The sequence below is a fragment of the Streptosporangium sp. NBC_01469 genome (assembly GCF_036227305.1).
Classification (GTDB): Bacteria; Actinomycetota; Actinomycetes; order Streptosporangiales; family Streptosporangiaceae; genus Streptosporangium.
This window is the reverse complement of sequence record NZ_CP109465.1, coordinates 8,076,874-8,094,658: the sequence shown is the minus strand read 5'-3', so window position 1 is coordinate 8,094,658 and position 17,785 is coordinate 8,076,874. Positions and strand designations below refer to the sequence as shown.

General features: G+C 65.9%; 18 protein-coding genes and 1 riboswitch. Of the genes, 11 read left to right on the top strand and 7 right to left on the bottom strand.

Features of this window, described 5'->3' with window-relative positions:
* Positions 1 to 34: 34 nt before the first annotated feature.
* Complete coding sequence (locus OG587_RS35200) at positions 35 to 157, bottom strand: hypothetical protein (RefSeq protein WP_329083038.1); 123 nt, start codon at positions 155 to 157, stop codon at positions 35 to 37.
* Positions 158 to 558: 401 nt separating this feature from the next.
* On the opposite strand from OG587_RS35200, the gene OG587_RS35195 reads away from it, so the two are divergent.
* Complete coding sequence (locus OG587_RS35195) at positions 559 to 2,046, top strand: sulfatase family protein (RefSeq protein ID WP_329083036.1); 1,488 nt, start codon at positions 559 to 561, stop codon at positions 2,044 to 2,046.
* 171 nt (positions 2,047 to 2,217) lie between these two features.
* On the opposite strand, the gene OG587_RS35190 is transcribed toward OG587_RS35195, so the two are convergent.
* A complete protein-coding gene (locus OG587_RS35190) occupies positions 2,218 to 3,132 on the bottom strand; it encodes an SDR family NAD(P)-dependent oxidoreductase (protein ID WP_329083034.1) in 915 nt (304 codons plus the stop codon).
* A gap of 345 nt (positions 3,133 to 3,477) precedes the next feature.
* Between OG587_RS35190 and OG587_RS35185 the strand changes: the two genes are divergently transcribed.
* A complete protein-coding gene (locus OG587_RS35185) occupies positions 3,478 to 4,269 on the top strand; it encodes an MBL fold metallo-hydrolase (RefSeq protein ID WP_329083032.1) in 792 nt (263 codons plus the stop codon).
* A gap of 169 nt (positions 4,270 to 4,438) precedes the next feature.
* Here OG587_RS35185 and OG587_RS35180 read toward each other — a convergent pair whose 3' ends face one another.
* Both OG587_RS35180 and OG587_RS35175 read right to left on the bottom strand, forming a co-directional pair.
* Complete coding sequence (locus tag OG587_RS35180; protein ID WP_329083030.1) at positions 4,439 to 4,654, bottom strand: hypothetical protein; 216 nt, start codon at positions 4,652 to 4,654, stop codon at positions 4,439 to 4,441.
* Positions 4,651 to 5,073: a hypothetical protein gene (locus tag OG587_RS35175; protein WP_329083028.1), complete on the bottom strand. Its 423-nt coding sequence runs from the start codon at positions 5,071 to 5,073 to the stop codon at positions 4,651 to 4,653. Before OG587_RS35175 ends, OG587_RS35180 begins: the two co-directional genes overlap by 4 nt.
* Positions 5,074 to 5,214: 141 nt before the next feature.
* Between OG587_RS35175 and OG587_RS35170 the strand changes: the two genes are divergently transcribed.
* Positions 5,215 to 6,360: a helix-turn-helix transcriptional regulator gene (locus OG587_RS35170; protein WP_329083026.1), complete on the top strand. Its 1,146-nt coding sequence runs from the start codon at positions 5,215 to 5,217 to the stop codon at positions 6,358 to 6,360.
* A gap of 71 nt (positions 6,361 to 6,431) precedes the next feature.
* Here the strand turns inward: OG587_RS35170 and cutA are convergent, their stop codons facing one another.
* Complete coding sequence (gene cutA, locus OG587_RS47380) at positions 6,432 to 6,683, bottom strand: divalent cation tolerance protein CutA (protein ID WP_443075644.1); 252 nt, start codon at positions 6,681 to 6,683, stop codon at positions 6,432 to 6,434.
* Between the two features lie 304 nt (positions 6,684 to 6,987).
* Here cutA and OG587_RS35165 point away from each other — a divergent pair, with 304 nt between their 5' ends.
* The 3 genes from OG587_RS35165 to OG587_RS35155 all read left to right on the top strand — a co-directional run bounded on the left by OG587_RS35165 (position 6,988) and on the right by OG587_RS35155 (position 10,096).
* Positions 6,988 to 7,884, top strand: a complete 897-nt coding sequence (locus OG587_RS35165; RefSeq protein ID WP_329083024.1) for a hypothetical protein — start codon at positions 6,988 to 6,990, stop codon at positions 7,882 to 7,884.
* Between the two features lie 442 nt (positions 7,885 to 8,326).
* Positions 8,327 to 9,430, top strand: coding sequence for a NucA/NucB deoxyribonuclease domain-containing protein (locus tag OG587_RS35160; RefSeq protein ID WP_329083023.1), 1,104 nt, complete (start codon positions 8,327 to 8,329; stop codon positions 9,428 to 9,430).
* Between the two features lie 66 nt (positions 9,431 to 9,496).
* Positions 9,497 to 10,096, top strand: a complete 600-nt coding sequence (locus OG587_RS35155) for a DUF6461 domain-containing protein (protein WP_329083021.1) — start codon at positions 9,497 to 9,499, stop codon at positions 10,094 to 10,096.
* 582 nt (positions 10,097 to 10,678) lie between these two features.
* Here OG587_RS35155 and OG587_RS35150 read toward each other — a convergent pair.
* Both OG587_RS35150 and OG587_RS35145 read right to left on the bottom strand, forming a co-directional pair.
* The gene (locus tag OG587_RS35150) at positions 10,679 to 10,966 is read right to left on the bottom strand and encodes a hypothetical protein (RefSeq protein WP_443075305.1); all 288 of its coding nucleotides are present in this window, start codon (positions 10,964 to 10,966) and stop codon (positions 10,679 to 10,681) included.
* Entirely contained in the window at positions 10,963 to 11,292 is a 330-nt protein-coding gene (locus OG587_RS35145) for a hypothetical protein (protein ID WP_329083020.1), read from the bottom strand. The genes OG587_RS35150 and OG587_RS35145 overlap by 4 nt, the downstream gene beginning before the upstream one ends.
* Positions 11,293 to 11,469: 177 nt before the next feature.
* Between OG587_RS35145 and OG587_RS35140 the strand changes: the two genes are divergently transcribed.
* The 5 genes from OG587_RS35140 (at position 11,470) to OG587_RS35120 (ending at position 17,473) form a co-directional block, all read left to right on the top strand.
* The gene (locus tag OG587_RS35140; protein WP_329083019.1) at positions 11,470 to 12,294 is read left to right on the top strand and encodes a helix-turn-helix domain-containing protein; all 825 of its coding nucleotides are present in this window, start codon (positions 11,470 to 11,472) and stop codon (positions 12,292 to 12,294) included.
* Positions 12,285 to 12,479 carry a DUF397 domain-containing protein gene (locus tag OG587_RS35135; RefSeq protein WP_329083017.1) on the top strand — a complete coding sequence of 65 codons (195 nt, stop codon included), beginning with the start codon at positions 12,285 to 12,287 and terminating at the stop codon, positions 12,477 to 12,479. The genes OG587_RS35140 and OG587_RS35135 overlap by 10 nt, the downstream gene beginning before the upstream one ends.
* Positions 12,480 to 12,672: 193 nt before the next feature.
* Positions 12,673 to 12,884: riboswitch (cobalamin riboswitch) on the top strand.
* A gap of 109 nt (positions 12,885 to 12,993) precedes the next feature.
* On the top strand, positions 12,994 to 15,219 hold the full coding sequence (gene metE, locus OG587_RS35130) for a 5-methyltetrahydropteroyltriglutamate--homocysteine S-methyltransferase (protein WP_329083015.1): 2,226 nt from the start codon (positions 12,994 to 12,996) through the stop codon (positions 15,217 to 15,219).
* A 181-nt stretch (positions 15,220 to 15,400) separates the two neighbouring features.
* On the top strand, positions 15,401 to 16,690 hold the full coding sequence (locus OG587_RS35125) for an aminotransferase class V-fold PLP-dependent enzyme (RefSeq protein WP_329083014.1): 1,290 nt from the start codon (positions 15,401 to 15,403) through the stop codon (positions 16,688 to 16,690).
* A 276-nt stretch (positions 16,691 to 16,966) separates the two neighbouring features.
* Positions 16,967 to 17,473: a lytic polysaccharide monooxygenase auxiliary activity family 9 protein gene (locus OG587_RS35120; RefSeq protein WP_329083012.1), complete on the top strand. Its 507-nt coding sequence runs from the start codon at positions 16,967 to 16,969 to the stop codon at positions 17,471 to 17,473.
* Positions 17,474 to 17,785 lie beyond the last annotated feature (312 nt).

Here is a 17,785-nt window from a genome sequence, read left to right as displayed (position 1 = left end):
GTCGTCCCATATCCGTCAACCGGCGGTGAAACTTTCACGCCACCCCGCCCGGCTGGGCGCTGTGTGCCATGCCGGGGCGGGCGTCGATCGCGGGGTGATCTGTCCGGCCGATCTCCGCGGTGCTCCTGGCCCTGGCCGTGGCGGCGCTTGTCGTCACCGTCCTTCCGACGACCTGCGGGCGCCGCGAGCTCGTGTTCACGAGAAGGAGTGATGGCTCTCGGGGTTCGGGTGATCCCGCCCCGTACGGCGTCGGCACCACCCGCCACGATCCGGTTCCTCCTCGGGGGCCGACCCGTCGAAGAAAAAAGCCGATAAATCTACCTGTTTAGTGGGTGTTGCACGTTCTGGTGGTGGATGCGACGCTTTTAGCATGCCGACTGAGATCGTCCTGGCGAGACGGTTGCACGTTGACCTGATGCGAGTCGGTGCTGCCCGCTGTCTCACCGGCTGAGCACGCCGGCGCTCCGGCGCCCGAGACCGTTCTCCCCTTCGAGCCGTACCAGTCGCCCCCGTTTCCACGGGCTCGCGATGTCCGCTGTCCTGCCCCGAAGGAGTCGTATGTTCGCACGCCCGCGTCGACGTCAGCTCGGCGCGACCCTGCTCGCCCTGGCCGGTGTCGCCGCGCTGACGGTGACCACCGCCGGCGCGCCGGCCGGCGCACTGGCGGCCAAGCCCAACGTGGTCGTCATCATGGTCGACGACATGAACGTGTCCGCCCTGCGGCACCTGCCCAACGTACGGTCGCTGCTCGCCACGCCGGGCACCACCTTCGACAACAGCGTGGTGTCCTACTCTCTGTGCTGCCCGTCGCGCAGCACTTTTCTCACCGGGCAGTACGCGCACAACCACGGCGTGCTGGGCAACCAGCCGCCGGACGGCGGGTACGAGAAGCTGCCCGCCGCGGAGACCCTGCCGGTCTGGCTGCGTCGGGCGGGCTACGACACCGCGCACATCGGCAAGTTCCTCAACGGCTACGGGCGCGCGCGTCCCACGGAGATCCCGCCCGGCTGGGCCGAGTGGTACGGCTCGGTGGACCCGAGCACCTACCGCATGTGGGGCTACACGCTCAACGAGAACGGCGTCCTGCGCACCTACGGCGCGGCCGACGTGGAGGATCCCGCGCTTTACCAGACCGACGTCTACGCTCGCAAGGCCGTCGACTACATCAGGCGCAAGGCGCCGGCCGGTGAGCCGTTCTTCCTGTCCTTCGCACCGCTGGCGCCACACGGCGAGGGGGCCGCCAACGGGTCGGACCTGTCCCAGCGCAATCCCCGCCCCGCGCCCCGGCACCGCGGCGACCTGGAGAACGTGACACTGCCCAAGCCCCCCAGCTACGACGAGGCGGACGTCTCCGACAAGCCGGCGGCCATCCGCAACAGGCCCCGGATCACCCCCGCGAACGAGGACCGGATCGAGGACGTACGGCTCAAGGGACGCCTGGAGTCGCTCCTCGCCGTGGACGACGCGGTCGCCGACATCGTGGCGGCGCTACAGGCGTCCGGCGAGCTGGCCGGCACGCTCATCGTGTTCACCTCGGACAACGGCTGGATGCAGGGCGAGCACCGGATCCAGAGCGGCAAGACGGTGCCCTACGAGGAGTCGATCCGGGTACCACTGATCATCAGGGGGCCAGGCCTGCCCGCGGGCAAGCACGTCAGCACGATCGCGGCCAACGTCGACCTCGCGCCGACGATTCTCGACGCCGCGGGCGCGACCGCCGGGGTGACCGTCGACGGCCGCTCACTGCTGCCGATCGCCGACGACACCGCGTCCCTCGCGCGCGGCATCGTGATCGAGACCGGTCCCAAGCAGAGCGGCCGGTGGTATGCCGGTCTGCGCGCTCCGCGGTGGAAGTACGTCGAGCACTCGACCGGCGAACGAGAGTTGTACGACCTGCAGCAGGATCCGTACGAGCTCGTAAGCGTGCACAACGACCCGCGCTACGCCACCACGCGGCAGGCGCTGGCCAACCGGCTCGCGACCCTGCGCACGTGTGCCGGTGACGTGTGCCGGCAGTGGACACCGGTGCCCGGACCGCAGCCCTGAGCCGAACCAAGGAGTCGGCCGCTCCGCGTGGAGGCCACGCGGAGCGGCGGCTCGCTGATCCTCACAGAGAGACACCGAGAACCAGCGAACGGCCAGGAAAGGCAGTGGCACGCGCGGTCTGGGCCGATGCCGGACGGGCGAGACGAGGCGATCCGGCCGATGGCCGAGCGCCTACAGGCCGGCGGTCATCCCGCCATCGACAATGATCTCGGTGCCGGTCAGGAAGCTCTGCCCGGGCTGCGCCGCGGCCAGGACGGAGGCGGCGACCTCCTCGGGCCGGCCGATCCGCCCGAGGGCGTCGACGTTGGCCTTGCCCCACTTGACGATCTCCACCTCCCAATCCTCGTCGCTCATTCCGGCGGGGCGGTTCACCTCGAAGATCGGGGTGCGGATCGTGCCCGGAGCGATCGCGACCGTGCGGATGTTCTTCTTCCCGTAGTCGAGCGCCGCCGCCTGAACGATCCCGGCGAGCGCCCGCTTGCTGGCGGCGTAGGCGGACCCGCCGGGCCGGGTGGCGGTGCCGGCCACCGAGGAGGTGACGACGATGACCCCGCCTTCGCGCCTGAGCAGGTGCGGGATCTGGTACTTCATCGCCAGGAACACCCCGGTGACATTGGTGGCCATCAGGTCGTTCCACTGCTCAAGCGAGATCTGCTCGAGCTCCACGAACCAGTTGACGCCGGCGTTGTTGAAGGCGATGTCCAGCCCTCCGTACTTGCCGGCGATCCGGTCGACGAAACCGCGCACCTCGTCCTCCCGCCGGACATCGGCCCTGACGTAGGCGGCCTCGCCACCGGCCCTGCGGATCTCCTGCTCCACCTCGCGTCCCAGCTGCGTGCGGCGCCCGCAGAAACCGACCTTCGCGCCCTCCCGCGCGAAGGCCAGCGCGGTGGCCCGCCCGATGCCGGAGGTCGCACCCGTGATGATGACGACCTTGTTCTCGAACCGCCTGGCGGAGACCCCCGAGGTAACGGGCTCGGCCCTGGCTTCCGCACGCCCGGCCGTTCCCACGACCGCGAGCCCCGCCATGCCCGCCGCCGCCAGCATCGAGCGCCGGTCGACAGCGGCGCCTGCGATTTCTGCCATCTTCCATCCTCCAGAGCGAATAATGCGAGTTATCAATCGCTTTTTTTGGAAGATACAAGTTTTTGCTCGTATTTGTCTAGGTCGGCAGGTGAGCCACGGCACGCCGGGCGTAGGCGCGGGCGGCGCGGGCACGGTCGCCGCAGCGGGAGGAGCATCAGTGGCGGCGGCCGTGGGGGCCCCGCTCAGCGCGTCATTGACGGCGGACAAAGCGGCGGGCGAGGTGGGAAGCCCGTCAATGCGGGCGGCGAATAACGCCCTAAGGTGTTCGTGCAGCTGCGTTCATCGGTGGGAAACAACTATCGTCACTTCACGGATAGGCAATCCTTCATTCGTGAGGAGTTTTTCGTGGCCGCTACCGGTACACCCCATGGGCAGGTTCCCGTCCGCGTCTTCGGCGGCCCGACCGCCCTCTTCGAATACGGCGGGCTGAGGTTTCTCACCGACCCGACCTTCGACGCGCCCGGCGACTACCAGCGGGAGGGCCGCAGGATCCTGACCAAGACCGCGCCTTCCTCCGGCGGCCCCGCCGACCTCGGCCGCGTCGATGTGGTCCTGCTCTCCCACGACGAGCACCCCGACAACCTCGACACCTCCGGCCGGGCCCTGCTCGCCGACGTCCCGCTCACCCTCACCACGCCCGAGGGCGGGCAGCGCCTGGGAAACGGGACCAGGGGGCTGGCCGACTGGGAGTCGATCGAGCTCGACCGCCCCGGCGGCGGCACGGTCACCGTGACGGGCGTGCCCGCCATCCACGGGCCCGGCGCACGCGAGGAGGTCGAACCGCTCACCGGCCAGGTCGTCGGATTCGTCCTAACCGGGGAGGGCCTGCCCACGATCTACGTCAGCGGCGACAACGCCTCACTCGACGTGGTGAAGGAGATCGCCGGGCGCTTCGGCCCGGTGGACACCGCCATCCTCTTCGCCGGGGCTCCCCGCTTCCCCGCCCTCTTCGACGGCGCACCGATCGTCCTCGACAGCGTCCAAGCCGCCGAGGCCGCCAGGATCCTCGACGCCCGCCAGGTGGTTCCCGTCCACTACGACAGTTGGGCCCACTTCACCGAGGGCCGCGACGAGCTGGTGGCCGCCTTCACCGCCGCCGGGCTGGCCGACCACCTGGACCTGGGCGACCGGGGCTGACCGGGAGGTGAGGAACCTGTAGCCGATCCTGTCCCGCGCCCGCCTGGCGCGGACGGTCGGCCCCCGCCGCCCCGCTTTCGATGCTCGGGCTGGTGGCCCTGCGCTCGGGTCGGGTCGCCACCGGATGACATGGCTACCAACAGCGAGAGTGGCCTACCTGACCGCCGCATCAGGTGTCCCTGGCCTGTCGTAGCCGGTCCAGCGCGTCGTTGACCAGGCGACCGAGGTTTCCCAGTTCGTGAACCATCCGGTGACGTTCGTCGTCCTCCCAAGCCCTGATGGCCGCCCCGAGGTCACCCGACTTCCCGGCAGTGGCGATGATCTCTTGGCTGTTGACTCGCTTCGTGGCCGCATCGCCCAGGATGACCCAGCCGTACACGGTCACGTCTCCCGGGCAGCCAGGATCAGGTCGACCACCTTTTCCGGCTGTTCCCGCCCGACGGTCTGAAGATCGGGACCGTTGCGGATGGACACCAGGTAGCACCCCGAGCGTGACCCCATGGTCACCGTGATGTCGCGCCAACCATGAGGACCGATCACCGCGAGTTCAGGCGGATGCCGCTTCACCCACGTCCGGGAGTCAGGTCGGTTCGGCCAGGTGGGGAGGTCTACATGGTTGCCGTAGAGTCCGAGGCTGATCGTGTTGTGGCGGTGGGCACGAATGCCATGTTCGGTGAGAAGTCGTTGCACGACGGCCAGAGCCCTGTCCTGGCTTTCCGCTGTAGCGTCGGTGATCACCTCGCCGCACTCGTCGCCACGCTGGTTTTCGCTCTGCCCCTCTGTTTCGCCTTGCGTCACTCTCATAACACCCGCCTTTCCTCTCACAGGTGCGCGCTCTTTGGGGCCCTCATGGTTCCGACCCGTTTCTGAGAGCACCAGCAAGGGCATCGCTTACAGCGATAGGAGCGCTAGGGGAGAGATCGCTCACAGCGATACGCTCACTCAGTGGATGTGCGGACTTTCCCAGAGGCCCTTAAAGCGATCATGGAGCAGAAAGGGTGGACCCAGACCGATCTCGCCCGTGAACTAGGTGTTTCCCAGGCATGGGTCTCCGAGATGTCCCGAGGTCAGAAGGACACCGGCATGGCCAAGGCCGTCAACCTACTGGCGCGCGTAGGCTGGGAAATACGTATATCGCCCAAAGTGGAGGAGTCCGTGGAACGTAGGGAATTTCTGGCAGCAGCCGCATCCGTTATCTTCGTTCCCTCTACTAGCGCGAACCCCTATCAAGACGCCAACTATGTGAACACGTTGGCCACGTCACTTGCTCGCAGCCGGTATGAGCTTGGCGGAATTCCGCTCATGTCGCGTGTGTCGAGCCACATGCAGCACGTCGATCGGGTATTGAAAAACGTCAGCGAGCGGCCCCTGCAAAAATCGGTTTCCGAGATTATGTACCAGGTCACCCTCGTTCTGTATGACGCCGGGAAGCTAGCCCAAGCCGACCGTACCGGCGGAATCGCGCTTGACCTCGCACTCCGGGCGCAGGACTTCAAGAGCCAGGCCCGCGCGTACGACAGCTTGAGCCGAGTCAGTCTCTATCGAGGTGATCATGCCCGAGGGGTCACCTACGCTCAGCGAGGACTACAGGTCCCGGATATCACCAGCAGCCAGCAGGCATCTTTGAGCATGAGGCTTGGGCGTTCCCTGGCGCTCATACCGGAGCAGAAAGCAGCGTCCCGGGACGCGCTCGATCGTGCGCTCAATGTCGGAGGGCTTTCTCCCTTTGGGGAAGCCGCCTTGGCAGGTGACGTCGGCATAGGACTGAGCCACCTTCGCGAGTACGGGGAAGCCGGAACACTGCTGAATGAGGCAGCCGGCACGATCGGGCAGTGGTCACCGCTTTTCCGGGCGCAATACCTGGGACGGCAGATACAAACGGCACTGAGGGCTTCCGATCCGTCTTTCGCGGCCGATCGGATGAACGAACTGGCGCGAGCGCTCCCGTTCGTCGCTTCGGCGAGAGTCAACAAACGGGTTCATGAAATACTCCAAGCGTCCCTCAAATGGAACGCCACCCCGGAGATACGGCAGGCGCGCGAACACCTGCAATCCATGATTTCCCCCGAAGTCTCACCATCCGCCGTATGACAACGGCCCCCCATAATGCGTTTGTTCTTTCGTAATCCTGCGAGCAGTGGCGATGCGTTGCCGATTCAGCTCTACCCAGAAGGGTTCGCTGTCGTCTTGCTCAGCCATTCCAAGTACGGAGCCGATCCACCGTCAATCGATGTGAAGGTCACCTCGGGGTTGTCCCAGGGATGCTCGGATATCAAATGTGTTTCCAATGACGGGTAGCGCTCCGCAGTCGTCCTCAGGAAGATCTGCCACTCTTCAGTCCAAGGGCTCCGCCCCTGGACCCCGGTCCTCCTCAGAGATGAGGGGATGCATGGTTGAGGTAGAAGAGTGGTCACCTCCTCGTCGGACACCACAAGGGATGCCAGACCAGCCACCCAAGGTCAAGCCGGCGTGTGCAGATAGGGCAACCAGCGGACGTGGAAGGTCACCGGGAGCAGGTCCATGCGAATGAGGGCTTGACCTCGGACGTCCGGTCCAACATGGCGGAGTCTGCTCGACGAGAAAATGACCACCCATGCAGAGAACTGTGAGTGGATGGTGATCCTACGACTGGGATAGGTCACGAAATCGTGACATTAGCCCGTAGGGGATATGAAGGTGTGGACCACGTACTGAAGGATCGATCAAGATGATTGGTCGATGATTGGGGTGGGGATGGTCTTGAAAAGACTGGTAATTGCTGGAATCGCCGCCTGTGCGATGCTGCTTGTGGCGTCCTGTACAGCAGGAGAGAAGTCGCCGGGGTCCGATATCGAGGCAATGGACTGTGCGCGCTTCAGTCGTGTCATATTGATGGGTTTTTCTGTTGCGAACCCTGACTATCGTATGGAATACAAATTGACACCTGCTGATGAGTGCAGGCTCGACTCGCCACCTGATGACAAGCCGCCGTCGTTCAGTGGTTCCCTGATGGTGAAGGTGGGTCCTAGAGTTGTGAGCGGTTGGCCTTATGATTTCCCTGGAATGGATACCGAGTTTCGACAAGAACCATCGGGGGAAATCCGCATACCGCACCCCGGATCGTGGTACTTGACGGAACTTCTCAATTCCTTTGGTGGTGGGGATGCGGGCACCGAAAACCGTCAGACGGTCGACCTTATCAAGGGTTTGCGCCCACTGAAGCATATCGTTCATGCCCTGGTTGAGTTACGGGAGCCGCTGAGCGAGGAAGAGGCCAGGAAATTACACGACATTGGAATTGGTGAGGTTGTCATTCTCTCGCCAGGGCAAGGAAACAAGCCTGTTGGCTGGTCGTTTCCCTATCCGGGTGTGATCGGTGGGTTCGATATATATGCAGGGAAAAAAAGCGTGTCCAGGGTTCGTGAATTTCAACGCTGGGTGTCTCTGCTTCGGCCGGAGGATGAACCTGTACTAGATGAGCTTGGGCTCGACCTGGCGGAGCTTCGCGACTATGCCGGTAAAGGTCGTGTGTATGGGTTCACCATTATGAACTACCCGGGAGTGATCAAGTCGTTGACAAAGAACCCAAAGGTTCATTCGGTGCGCATTATTGACGTTGCGCCAGAGGTGGACTGAGCCGTCCACGGACTGCCTTTGGCGCGGGGTGTATCAGGAGGTAAGGGTAGCTTTTCAAAAAAAGTTCGTCGGCCGCCATGGATGCCGGAGAGATCGCTTTGCTTGTCAATTCGCTGGCGTTCCTGGCCTAGCAGAAAGTGATCTACGGTTCTCGGGGAACCCAGGAAGCGAATGCTTTGTGCCGGGTAGCGGAGCGAGGGACTGCCCCTGCGGTCAAGGCAGTCCTGCTGGAACGAGCAGCATGGGCGTACGCGTCGGAAGGGCCCAGAAAACGGACTGTGCGGAGCTTCTCAAGTCACCGCGCCCCTGGCACGGATTCGGCTGGACCGTCCTGCGCCCCTACACCGGTTGCTACAGCCGGATCGCAGGATGGGGCGACTGGGAAGTCGACCTGCTGACCGGGCTCCCGAAGACGCCGTGCCCCAAGTCGCAAGGCGTCAGGATGACCGTCAACGTCATCATGTACACCAACCTCGGCACCACCAAGGACGGGCCAGTCGTCCACGGGCAGAACAACCCTGAGCTGAAGGCCAGAGACATCAGTATCTGGATCAACATCAGCGAACTCATCGTCGTGGGCGCCAACTGCGTTCAGACAAACGCGCTCGACGGGCGCAACATCACAGTCAGGGTGGAGGCCGCAGGGTCCGACAACTCTGACTGCGACATGATCGCCGGCCCTGAAGACGGAAAGAGAATCGCCACGATCGGCAACTTCAAGCAGAACGGCCAGACCGCATTCGTCTTCCGGTCCCAGGGCCCCAAGTGGGGCAACTGCACACTGCGCCCCAAGCTCTACCCAGGGGTTAGCATCGACTTCCTCGATCCGGAACCGTTCAAGCTGTGGCACCACCTCGGGACCGAGCAGATCCCCACTCGGCCAAAGGGCGATTTTCCCTTCGTCGCCCGCTGCGACAGCATTCGACTCAGTTATACGGCGCGCAGGTCCAATGGCGACTTCTATTGGCCCGGACACACCGGCGGATGCAGAATTCTCGGCGCCGACCGTGTCTACACCATGTATACGGAAGATCCCTTCCGTGGAGAGGTGGCGAGACACATCAGGGACGCCTTCCAAAACCCGCAGGCGACCGAGCCGAAGCTGGATCGGCAAGGCCAGCCCATCACCAAGAAGTTCCCCGGCAACTACGACGTGATACCCAGGCCCCCCTTGACCAGGCGGGCGAACAGCGAGCTCGCCCCCGATGGCGTGCTGCTGAACGGGAAGAACCGCACCCAGATGACCTGGTACTGTCCGAACCTCAGTGGGAACGGTCCGGGCAAGGAGTGTGATGAGTATCCGTTCCGCTCCACCTTCCAAGCGATTGGCGTCGAGGGCAAAATGGTCAACAATGTCTGGACGCCTACGTTCAACGCCTCACTTCGCATGGTGAGCGAGGCGCACAACGGAGCCGCCGGTTTCGATCTGGGAGCTTTCTACTCCCGTTATCGCGTCTTCACTTCGAGCTCCCGTGAAGGCGGCGCGGGCAACTGGCCGTCCAATGCCTTCTGGGTCAGAATCCGCGCGGGCGCGCCACCGTCATAACTCCACAGTCAGGAGGGGGCGTCTCCGGGATGCCCCCTTCTGGCGCACCTACAATCGAGAGGTGTCATGCGGTCGCCGACGTACCTGCACGACCTTCTGGTCTCGACTCTCTTCAACGATGAACTCGATCACGACATGGACCTGTGGTCGCTGGGATTCAGCGCCCTTTGGATCAAGGGAGCGGATCTCGACACCCTCGCCCAAGCCTTCTCCTTGAACCTTTCCACCCGCGTCCCGAGCCACTTGAGCGAAATCCTCGACCACAACGGCGACGACGGTTCTCTCTGGGTAGCCGAGGCCGGAGGTTGGACGGGCATCCTGCCGGCACGTTCAGACGACGCTTTCCTGCTGTCGCTGACCGAAGGAGGCCATCACGCTCTCAACTTCAGCATGGACATCAACGGCCATGACCGCTTCAAGTACATCCGGGACGGGGACATCATCGTCTCTTTCCGACCCACCTGGCCCGACTCCAAGCACGGCAGCGACCCGCACGCGCTCGATCACTTGATGGATGGGCTGCGCTTTCAGGTCAGTGAAGAGGACAACCCCGTGGAAGAGGACGAGAGTATCAGCTCGGCCCTGGCGTTGATCGGCCGCATAACGGAAACAGACATGGCCGCTGACTGGCTTGAGGCGGTGCACTCTCGCATTGGACTGACCTGAAGGTGACGGGGCCCGATTGCGGAGCATTTTTGGGATGATCTTGGGAGGGTCGTTAACCGCAGAAGCCGTTCGTGCAGCTCGCAGCCCATATGCCAGTTGAACGATCACCGCTCTCTTAAAGCGTGTGCTTTTTGATTGGGTTGTCTGTTCGGCCGGAGCCCGCCCGGCTTGGCGGCCCGGCGGGCTGCGCTGCGGCCTGGGGTCGTTCTCGCCCGCCGCCCGCCCACGTCCGGCGAACTCCGACGAGTACCTAGCAAACGATCAGAGCTATTTCGATGCAGCCAGCTTGCAGTGATCGTTGATAAGTGCCAGATCAGGGGCCGGGTTGCTGTTTGTGACTCCCCCGCCCCGTTACCGGAGTGTTCGTGTCCCTCGGCGTCAACTCCGTCTGTACCTGTTAGGTGTGGGGTACCGGTGTACGTCGTGGGGAACGGACACGCGAAGACGGAGTTGACCCCTCGGTCGGGCCACACGATCTGGCAGTTATCGGGGGCGGGGGAGGAATGGGCCAGGAGCCTGCATGGTGGCTCCTGGCAGGCGTGGCGACGCCGTCCCTCCGAAGCACACGCCGCCACGCCCGTTCTACCGGGCTCTACCGGACAGCAGTGCCGCCCAGATCACCCGAGCTTTAGGGAAAGACCATCGGCACGTCTCATGGATCTCGTGCTCGCGGTCGAGTTGAACGGTTCGCCGGATGAACGCCTGCCCGCCGCCCTGGCACAGTTCGTAGATCGTGGCGCGGCATACACAGGTCCAGCTCACCGGCCTTACCCGATCAGCGATCCGATCCGGAGGCCGCCACTGCAGCCGCGTGTGATCGCGTTGCGCCATGGCCACGTGCGGACTCAGGCACTCCTCCAGCAGCATCACAACGGGTCTCCATGAAGCAGTGGCGACACCGGATAGCCCTGCTGTAGTTCCTCGTATCGGTGGGCAACGCAGCGGGCGGCGGCGGCCGGGTTGTCCACGGTGTAGACCGTGTAGAGCCGTCGGCGACTCCGACCCGAGAACTGTCCCGCCCACCAGTGATAGACGAAGCCGTCGGTCCAGACCAGAAGATCAACCCAGACCGACACCACGGCGACGCCGTAGCCGCCATGAACGTCAGTGACTATCCCGTGCTGTTCCAGCGCGTTACTCAGCTGGTCAGCAGCATGGACGGCAGGCGTTCCGGTCAGCAGAGCGGCAGCGATCATCGTTGTCCGTCTCCTCTCGGCGCGGTCGATGCGCGTGGTCGGATTCCCCTTCCAAGCCTGTCGCCAGGCGACTACGTTCGGTAGGTGTGCGACTCCAACGGTGAATCCGCACATTCAGTTGCGTCTCATGTAGGACCCGCAACGATTCATGTAGAGCCATGAAGGACGGGAGCGGAGATGCCCTCACCGAGCGAGCTGGACGCGAACGCCAGCGTTCTTGCTTACTGGGGTTCTGAACTGCGCAAATACCGGGAACAAGCGCAATGGAGCCAGAAGGAACTGGCGCACAGGATCTCCTACTCCACCTCCCTCGTCGGGCTCATCGAGACGGCCAAGCGCGCCCCGACGAGAGAGTTCGCGGCCAAGTGTGACGAGGTGCTGGAGACGGACGGTGCCCTTGCTCGCCTGTGGCCCCTGATCGGCAGAGACGTCTACCCCGTGTGGTTCCGGCCGTTCGTCGAACTGGAGAGGGAAGCCCGAACCCTGCGAAGCTTCCAGCCCGTCCTCGTTCCAGGACTGCTGCAGACCGAGAACTACGCACGGGCGGTTCTGAGGGCAGGACGACCAGGCGACACCGACGAGCAGGTGGAGGAACTGGTCGCCACACGCATGGAGCGCCAACGAATCCTCACCAAGCCGGACCCGCCCATGTTCTGGGCCACCCTCGACGAGGCCGTGCTGATCCGTCCGGTCGGTGGCCCGCAGGTCATGCGCAAGCAGCTGGAACAGCTTCTCGAACTGGTCCGGCGGCCCCGGATCACCATCCAGGTCATCCCGCTCGACGTGGGCGCGCACGCCGGTCTGACTGGAGCTTTCGTGATCGCCAGCTTCAAAGGATCGCCCGATATAGTTTATTTGGAAACCGCAGCCGAAGGTCAGATCGTCAACGGTCCCACCGAGATCGAGACCCTGTTGACCCAGCTCGACGCGCTACGGGCGTGCGCCCTGCCGCAGTCCGCCTCGGTGGCCTTGATGGAGAAAGCGATGGAATCATGGACCTGACGGATGCCCGGTGGTTCAAGAGCAGCCGCAGCGGCGGCAACGGCGGCGACTGCGTCGAGGTGGCCACCAACCTCCCCGGCATCGTGGCCGTCCGCGACAGCAAGAACCCCAACGGCCCCGCCCTGGCGTTCACCCCCGAGGTATGGGCCGACTTCATCGCCTCGGTGAAAGCGGACACGATCTAAGCCGTTCCTTCACTGGGCTGGCGACCGCCGTCTCCTCCGAGGCTTTCTCCTCCCTCCGGGGCGAGTCCGTTTCTTCTGCGGCGGCATCGCTGAAGACGGCCTTCTTTCCTTCCCTGCGTTCCAGGTGACTGTGGTGCGGTCCCTGCCTCTTCGAGACGTCGGGTGGTGGCTCTGCCGGGGGGTGGGGGCGGGTTATGCTCGTGGTGCGGTTGGTTCTCCCGGCGCCGTCTTCGTGCTGGGAGTCGTAAGAGGGAACCCGGTGTGATTCCGGGACTGCCCCGCAGCGGTGAGTGGGAACGAACGCCGTCATTGGCACTGGGTGCGTGGCATCTGGGAAGCGACGGTCAGTAGGGGTTGAGTGTGGTGCCCGCGAGTCCGAAGACCTGCCAGCCGCCCGTGTGCCGTCCGGTGCGCGGTGATCCGTGGCCTCGTGGGAGGGCCTGGGATGCGTCTTTCCCGTGTGTTCCTCCGCGTGGCCGTGGGTCGGCATGGCATGAGCCGAGGGAAGGACGCCATGAGTCAGGTCACCACGACCATTTTGGGGTATCCCCGTATCGGGGGTCGTCGCGAGTTGAAGCGGGCGACGGAGGATTACTGGGCCGGGCGCGCAGATGCCGTGGGCCTTCAGGAGACGGCCGTGGGTCTGCGGGAGCGGGCGTGGCGGGAGTTGTCGGAGGCGGGGCTGGACGCGGTGCCGTCCAACACCTTCTCCCTGTATGACCACGTGCTGGACACGATCGCGCTGGTCGGCGCGGTTCCCGAGCGGTTCGCCGGGGCCGCGGACCCGTACTTCGCGATGGCCCGGGGCGCCGAGGGGGTGGCGCCGCTGGAGATGACCAAGTGGTTCGACACCAACTACCATTACCTGGTTCCGGAGCTGGGCCCCGACACCCGGTTCCGGCTCGACTGGAGCAAGCCGCTGGCCGAGTACGCCGAGGCGCGGCGGCTGGGCGTCGAGACCCGGCCGGTGCTGGTCGGGCCGCTGTCGTTCCTGCTGCTGGCCAAGTCCACCGAGCCCGGCTTCGCGCCGCTACGGCTGCTGGACGGCCTGCTGGAGACCTACGCCGAGCTGCTGGAACGGATGGCCGCGGCGGGGGTGGCCGAGGTGCAGCTGGACGAGCCGGTGCTGGCCGCCGACCGTACGGACGAGGAGCTGGCCGCGCTGCGCCGGGCCTACGCGCGGCTGGGCGCGCTCAGCAGCCGGCCCCGGCTGCTGGTGGCCACCTACTTCGGTGAGATCGGGCCCGCGCTGGAGATCCTGGCCCGCGGCCCGGTCGAGGCCGTCGGCCTGGACTTCGTCTCGGCGCCCGGCAACCTGGAGGCGCTGGCCGCCGTTGGCGGGCTGCCCGGCAAGACCCTCGTCGCGGGGGTCGTCGACGGCCGCAACGTCTGGCGTACCGACACCGCGAAGGCGCTGGCGACCTGCGCCGCGCTGCTCGGACTGAGCGACCGGCTGGTGGTGAGCACCTCCTGCTCGCTGCTGCACGTCCCGCTCGACCTGGACGCCGAGGCCTCGCTGGACCCGCGGCTGCGCGAGCGGCTGGCCTTCGCCAGGCAGAAGGTCGACGAGGTCGTACGGATCGGCAGGGCACTGAACGGCGAGGAGGTCATCGCGGGGGAGAGCGTCACGGAGCGGTTCCTCAACCCCCGGGTGCGGGCCAGGCTGGACGCCCTGGGCAAGGGCACCCCGCGCGCCCCGCACGCCGAGCGGCTCGCCGTGCAGAACGCAGACCTGGGCCTGCCGCCGCTGGCCACCACCACCATCGGCTCCTTCCCGCAGACCGGCGAGGTGCGCCAGGCCCGCGCCGCCATGCGCTCGGGCGAGATCGACAGGGCCGGGTACGAGCGCAGGATGGAGGCCGAGATCGACCGCGTCATCGCGCTGCAGGAGGACATCGGCCTGGACGTGCTGGTGCACGGCGAGCCCGAGCGCAACGACATGGTCCAGTACTTCGCCGAGATGCTGGAGGGCTACGCCGCCACCGAACACGGCTGGGTGCAGTCGTACGGCAGCCGCTACGTCCGCCCGCCGATCCTGTTCGGCGACGTCTCCCGTCCCGAGCCGATGACGGTGCGCTGGGCCTCCTACGCGCAGTCGCGCACGAAGAAGCCGGTCAAGGGCATGCTGACCGGGCCGGTGACCATGCTGGCCTGGTCCTTCGTCCGCGACGACCAGCCGCTGGGCGAGACCGCCAGGCAGGTGGCGCTCGCCCTGCGCGACGAGACCCACGATCTCGAGGCGGCGGGCATCAGGATCATCCAGGTCGACGAGCCCGCGCTGCGCGAGCTGCTGCCGCTGCGGCGGGCCGACCGCGAGGCCTACCTGGAGTGGGCCGTCGACGCGTTCCGGCTGGCGACCAGCGGGGTGGCCGACAGTACGCAGATCCACACCCACATGTGCTACTCGGAGTTCGGGGAGATCATCGGCGCGATCGGCGACCTGGACGCCGACGTGACCAGCGTCGAGGCGGCCCGCTCCCGGATGGAACTCCTGGACGACCTGCGCGCCTTCGGCTACGCGCGCGGCATCGGGCCCGGCGTGTGGGACATCCACTCGCCCAGGGTGCCCTCGGTCGAGGAGATCGAGACCGCCCTGCGTACGGCCGCGGCCTCGGTGGATCCGGCCCTGCTCTGGGTCAACCCCGACTGCGGCCTGAAGACCCGCGGCTATCCGGAGACGGAGGCCAGCCTCAGGAACATGGTCGAGGCGGCCCTGCGCGTCCGGGCGGAAACGGTCTAACGGTCATCGTGTTCGCGGGGGTGTGACCCGCCCGGGTCACACCCCCGCCTCACCGCCACGCCACGCCTGAGCGGTACGGATGCCCGCCCGGGGAGTCCGCCCCGCGCACACTGGGACTGATCCGTTGGAACAGGTCGGGGCCGTGCCGCGGCCTCTCGCTGATCGGTGTGGAGTGGTTCCCATGAGCTTGTCCAGGCGTGAGATGGTCGCCGGGCTGGGTGCGCTGGCCGTCCCCTCTTCACCGGCCCACCGCTCGCCCGTCGCTCCCGCCGGTGTGACCCCCGAGCGCCTCGCCGGGGACGAGGGCTTCTGGCACGGGGTGGCGCGGGAGTATCGGGTCACCAAGGACTTCGTCAACCTGGAGAACGGCTACTACGGGGTCATGCCCGAGCCGGTGCGCCGCGCCTACCATCGCAACGCCGACCATCTCAACGAGCTGAACTCCTACCTGCTGCGCACCACCTACAAGGACCGGGCCGACCAGGTCAGGCAGCGTATCGCGACCATGCTCGGGGTCTCCGTCAAGGAGATCGCCCTCACCCGGGGTGGCACGGAGGCCCTGCAGCTGCTGATCGCGGGCTACCGGCGGCTGCGTCCCGGCGACTCGGTGATGTACGCCGACCTGGACTACCACAGCATGCAGTACGCCATGAACTGGCTGGCCGACCGGCGCGGCGTCCGGGTGGAGAAGCTGGTCATCCCCGAACCGGCGACCCGTCAGGCCGTGCTGGACGCCTACGCCAGGGCGTTCCTGGAGCATCCGAAGGTCAGGCTGCTGCTGCTCAGCCACATGAACAACCGCACCGGGCTGGTGGTTCCGGTACGGGAGATCGTGGAGATGGCCCGCGAGCGAGGCATCGACGTGATCGTCGACTCCGCCCACTCCTGGGGACACCTGGACTTCACCATGGACGACCTGGGCGCGGACTTCGCCGGGTTCTCCCTGCACAAGTGGATGGGCGTGCCGCTGGGGGCGGGCTTCCTCTACATCCGCGAGAGCCGCCTGGCGGACATCGACACCGCCTTCCGCGACGAGACCTTCCCGCGCGGCGACATCCGCTCGCGGGTGCACGCCGGCACCCTGGACGTCGCCCCCGTCCTGACGACCGGCACCGCCCTGGACTTCCACGACGCCCTCGGCGCCGCCGCCAAGCAGGCGAGGCTGCGCTTCCTGCGCGACCGCTGGGTGGGCCAGGTGCTCGACATCGACAACCTGGAGATCCTCACCCCCGAGGACCCCGCCATGTACGGCACGATCACCGCGTTCCGGATCACCGGCTGTACGTCGGAGGCCGAGAACGTCGCGATCACCACGGACCTGATGAAGCGGTACCGGATCTTCACGGTGCGCCGCGGCGGGCCGGTCGGGGGCGACTGCGTACGGGTGACGCCGGCGCTCTTCACCAGCCGGGACGACGTCGACCTGCTGGCGGTGGCGGTACGGGACATCGCGCGGCGGATGCGCGCCTGAACGAGAGGGTTGCCCGAGCGGACACGTGCCCGGACGAGAGGGGTGTCCGAGCGGACGCGTACCCGAGCGGACGTGTACCCGAGCGGGCGCACGCCCGGACGAGAGGGATGTTCCAGCGGGCGCACGTCCGGACGACAGGGGTGTCCGAGCAGGCGCGCGCGCCTGAACGGCGGGGTCCGGAGATCTGACGGGTTCCCGAATCTTCCATGACTCAAATGTTTACTGTTAGGAAAGTTTCTTTTATATTTGAGTCACCCCCCAGCGAAGGAGCAGGACATGCGCAGAACGGTCACCTTCCTCGCGATGGCGATCATCGCCATCGCCTCGACCGTGTTCATCGCCTCACCCGCCAACGCGCACGGCTACATCTCGTCGCCGCCGAGCCGTCAGGCCATGTGTGCCCAGGGCCGGGTCTCCGGCTGCGGCGACATCATCTACGAGCCCCAGAGCGTGGAGGGTCCCAAGGGCCTGCGAAGCTGCCACGCCAACATCGCCCGGTTCTCCCAGCTCAGCAACGAGAGCAAGGGCTGGCCGGCGACGAGCGTCGGCAACTCGGTCACCTTCAACTGGGTGCTGACCGCCCGCCACGCCACCAGCACGTGGGAGTACTACGTCGGTAACACCCGGATCGCGGTCTTCGACGACGGCGGCAGGCAGCCCGGCGCCACCGTCTCGCACAACGTGAACCTGGGTAACAGGACCGGCCGTCTGAAGGTCCTCGCGGTCTGGAACATCGCCGACACCGCCAACGCCTTCTACTCCTGCGTTGACCTGCAGCGCTGACCCGCGACCCGATCTGACAGGCCCGATCCGACCGATTCGATCCGACAGGTCCGACAGATTCGACCCGGTCTGACCGGAGAGGCCTGACCCGGTAGATCCGAACCACCCGAACCACCCGAACCACCCGAACCACCCGAACCACCCGAACCACCCGAACCGCTCCCGCGCCCTCCGCGGCCCGACGGCGTCCCGCGCCGTCTCCGGCCCGGTGGGCGCGGGGGCGGTTTCGTCGTTTCACCACCTTCCCCGGCCGACCTCTTTTTGGACGATTCGGGAGAGGTCACCGGGGGCGACCGCGCCGTCACGGAAAAG

Bases quoted from the DNA above. Each gene is read 5' to 3' on its own strand.
- OG587_RS35155 (WP_329083021.1), top strand. From the start codon at position 9,497: ATGCGGTCGCCGACGTACCTGCACGACCTTCTGGTCTCGACTCTCTTC.
- OG587_RS35120 (WP_329083012.1), top strand. From the start codon at position 16,967: ATGCGCAGAACGGTCACCTTCCTCGCGATGGCGATCATCGCCATCGCC.
- OG587_RS35165 (WP_329083024.1), top strand. From the start codon at position 6,988: ATGATTGGGGTGGGGATGGTCTTGAAAAGACTGGTAATTGCTGGAATC.
- OG587_RS35125 (WP_329083014.1), top strand. From the start codon at position 15,401: ATGAGCTTGTCCAGGCGTGAGATGGTCGCCGGGCTGGGTGCGCTGGCC.
- OG587_RS35160 (WP_329083023.1), top strand. From the start codon at position 8,327: ATGACCGTCAACGTCATCATGTACACCAACCTCGGCACCACCAAGGAC.
- OG587_RS35175 (WP_329083028.1), bottom strand. From the start codon at position 5,073: ATGAGAGTGACGCAAGGCGAAACAGAGGGGCAGAGCGAAAACCAGCGT.
- OG587_RS35195 (WP_329083036.1), top strand. From the start codon at position 559: ATGTTCGCACGCCCGCGTCGACGTCAGCTCGGCGCGACCCTGCTCGCC.
- metE (WP_329083015.1), top strand. From the start codon at position 12,994: ATGAGTCAGGTCACCACGACCATTTTGGGGTATCCCCGTATCGGGGGT.
- OG587_RS35145 (WP_329083020.1), bottom strand. From the start codon at position 11,292: ATGATCGCTGCCGCTCTGCTGACCGGAACGCCTGCCGTCCATGCTGCT.
- OG587_RS35190 (WP_329083034.1), bottom strand. From the start codon at position 3,132: ATGGCAGAAATCGCAGGCGCCGCTGTCGACCGGCGCTCGATGCTGGCG.
- OG587_RS35140 (WP_329083019.1), top strand. From the start codon at position 11,470: ATGCCCTCACCGAGCGAGCTGGACGCGAACGCCAGCGTTCTTGCTTAC.
- OG587_RS35135 (WP_329083017.1), top strand. From the start codon at position 12,285: ATGGACCTGACGGATGCCCGGTGGTTCAAGAGCAGCCGCAGCGGCGGC.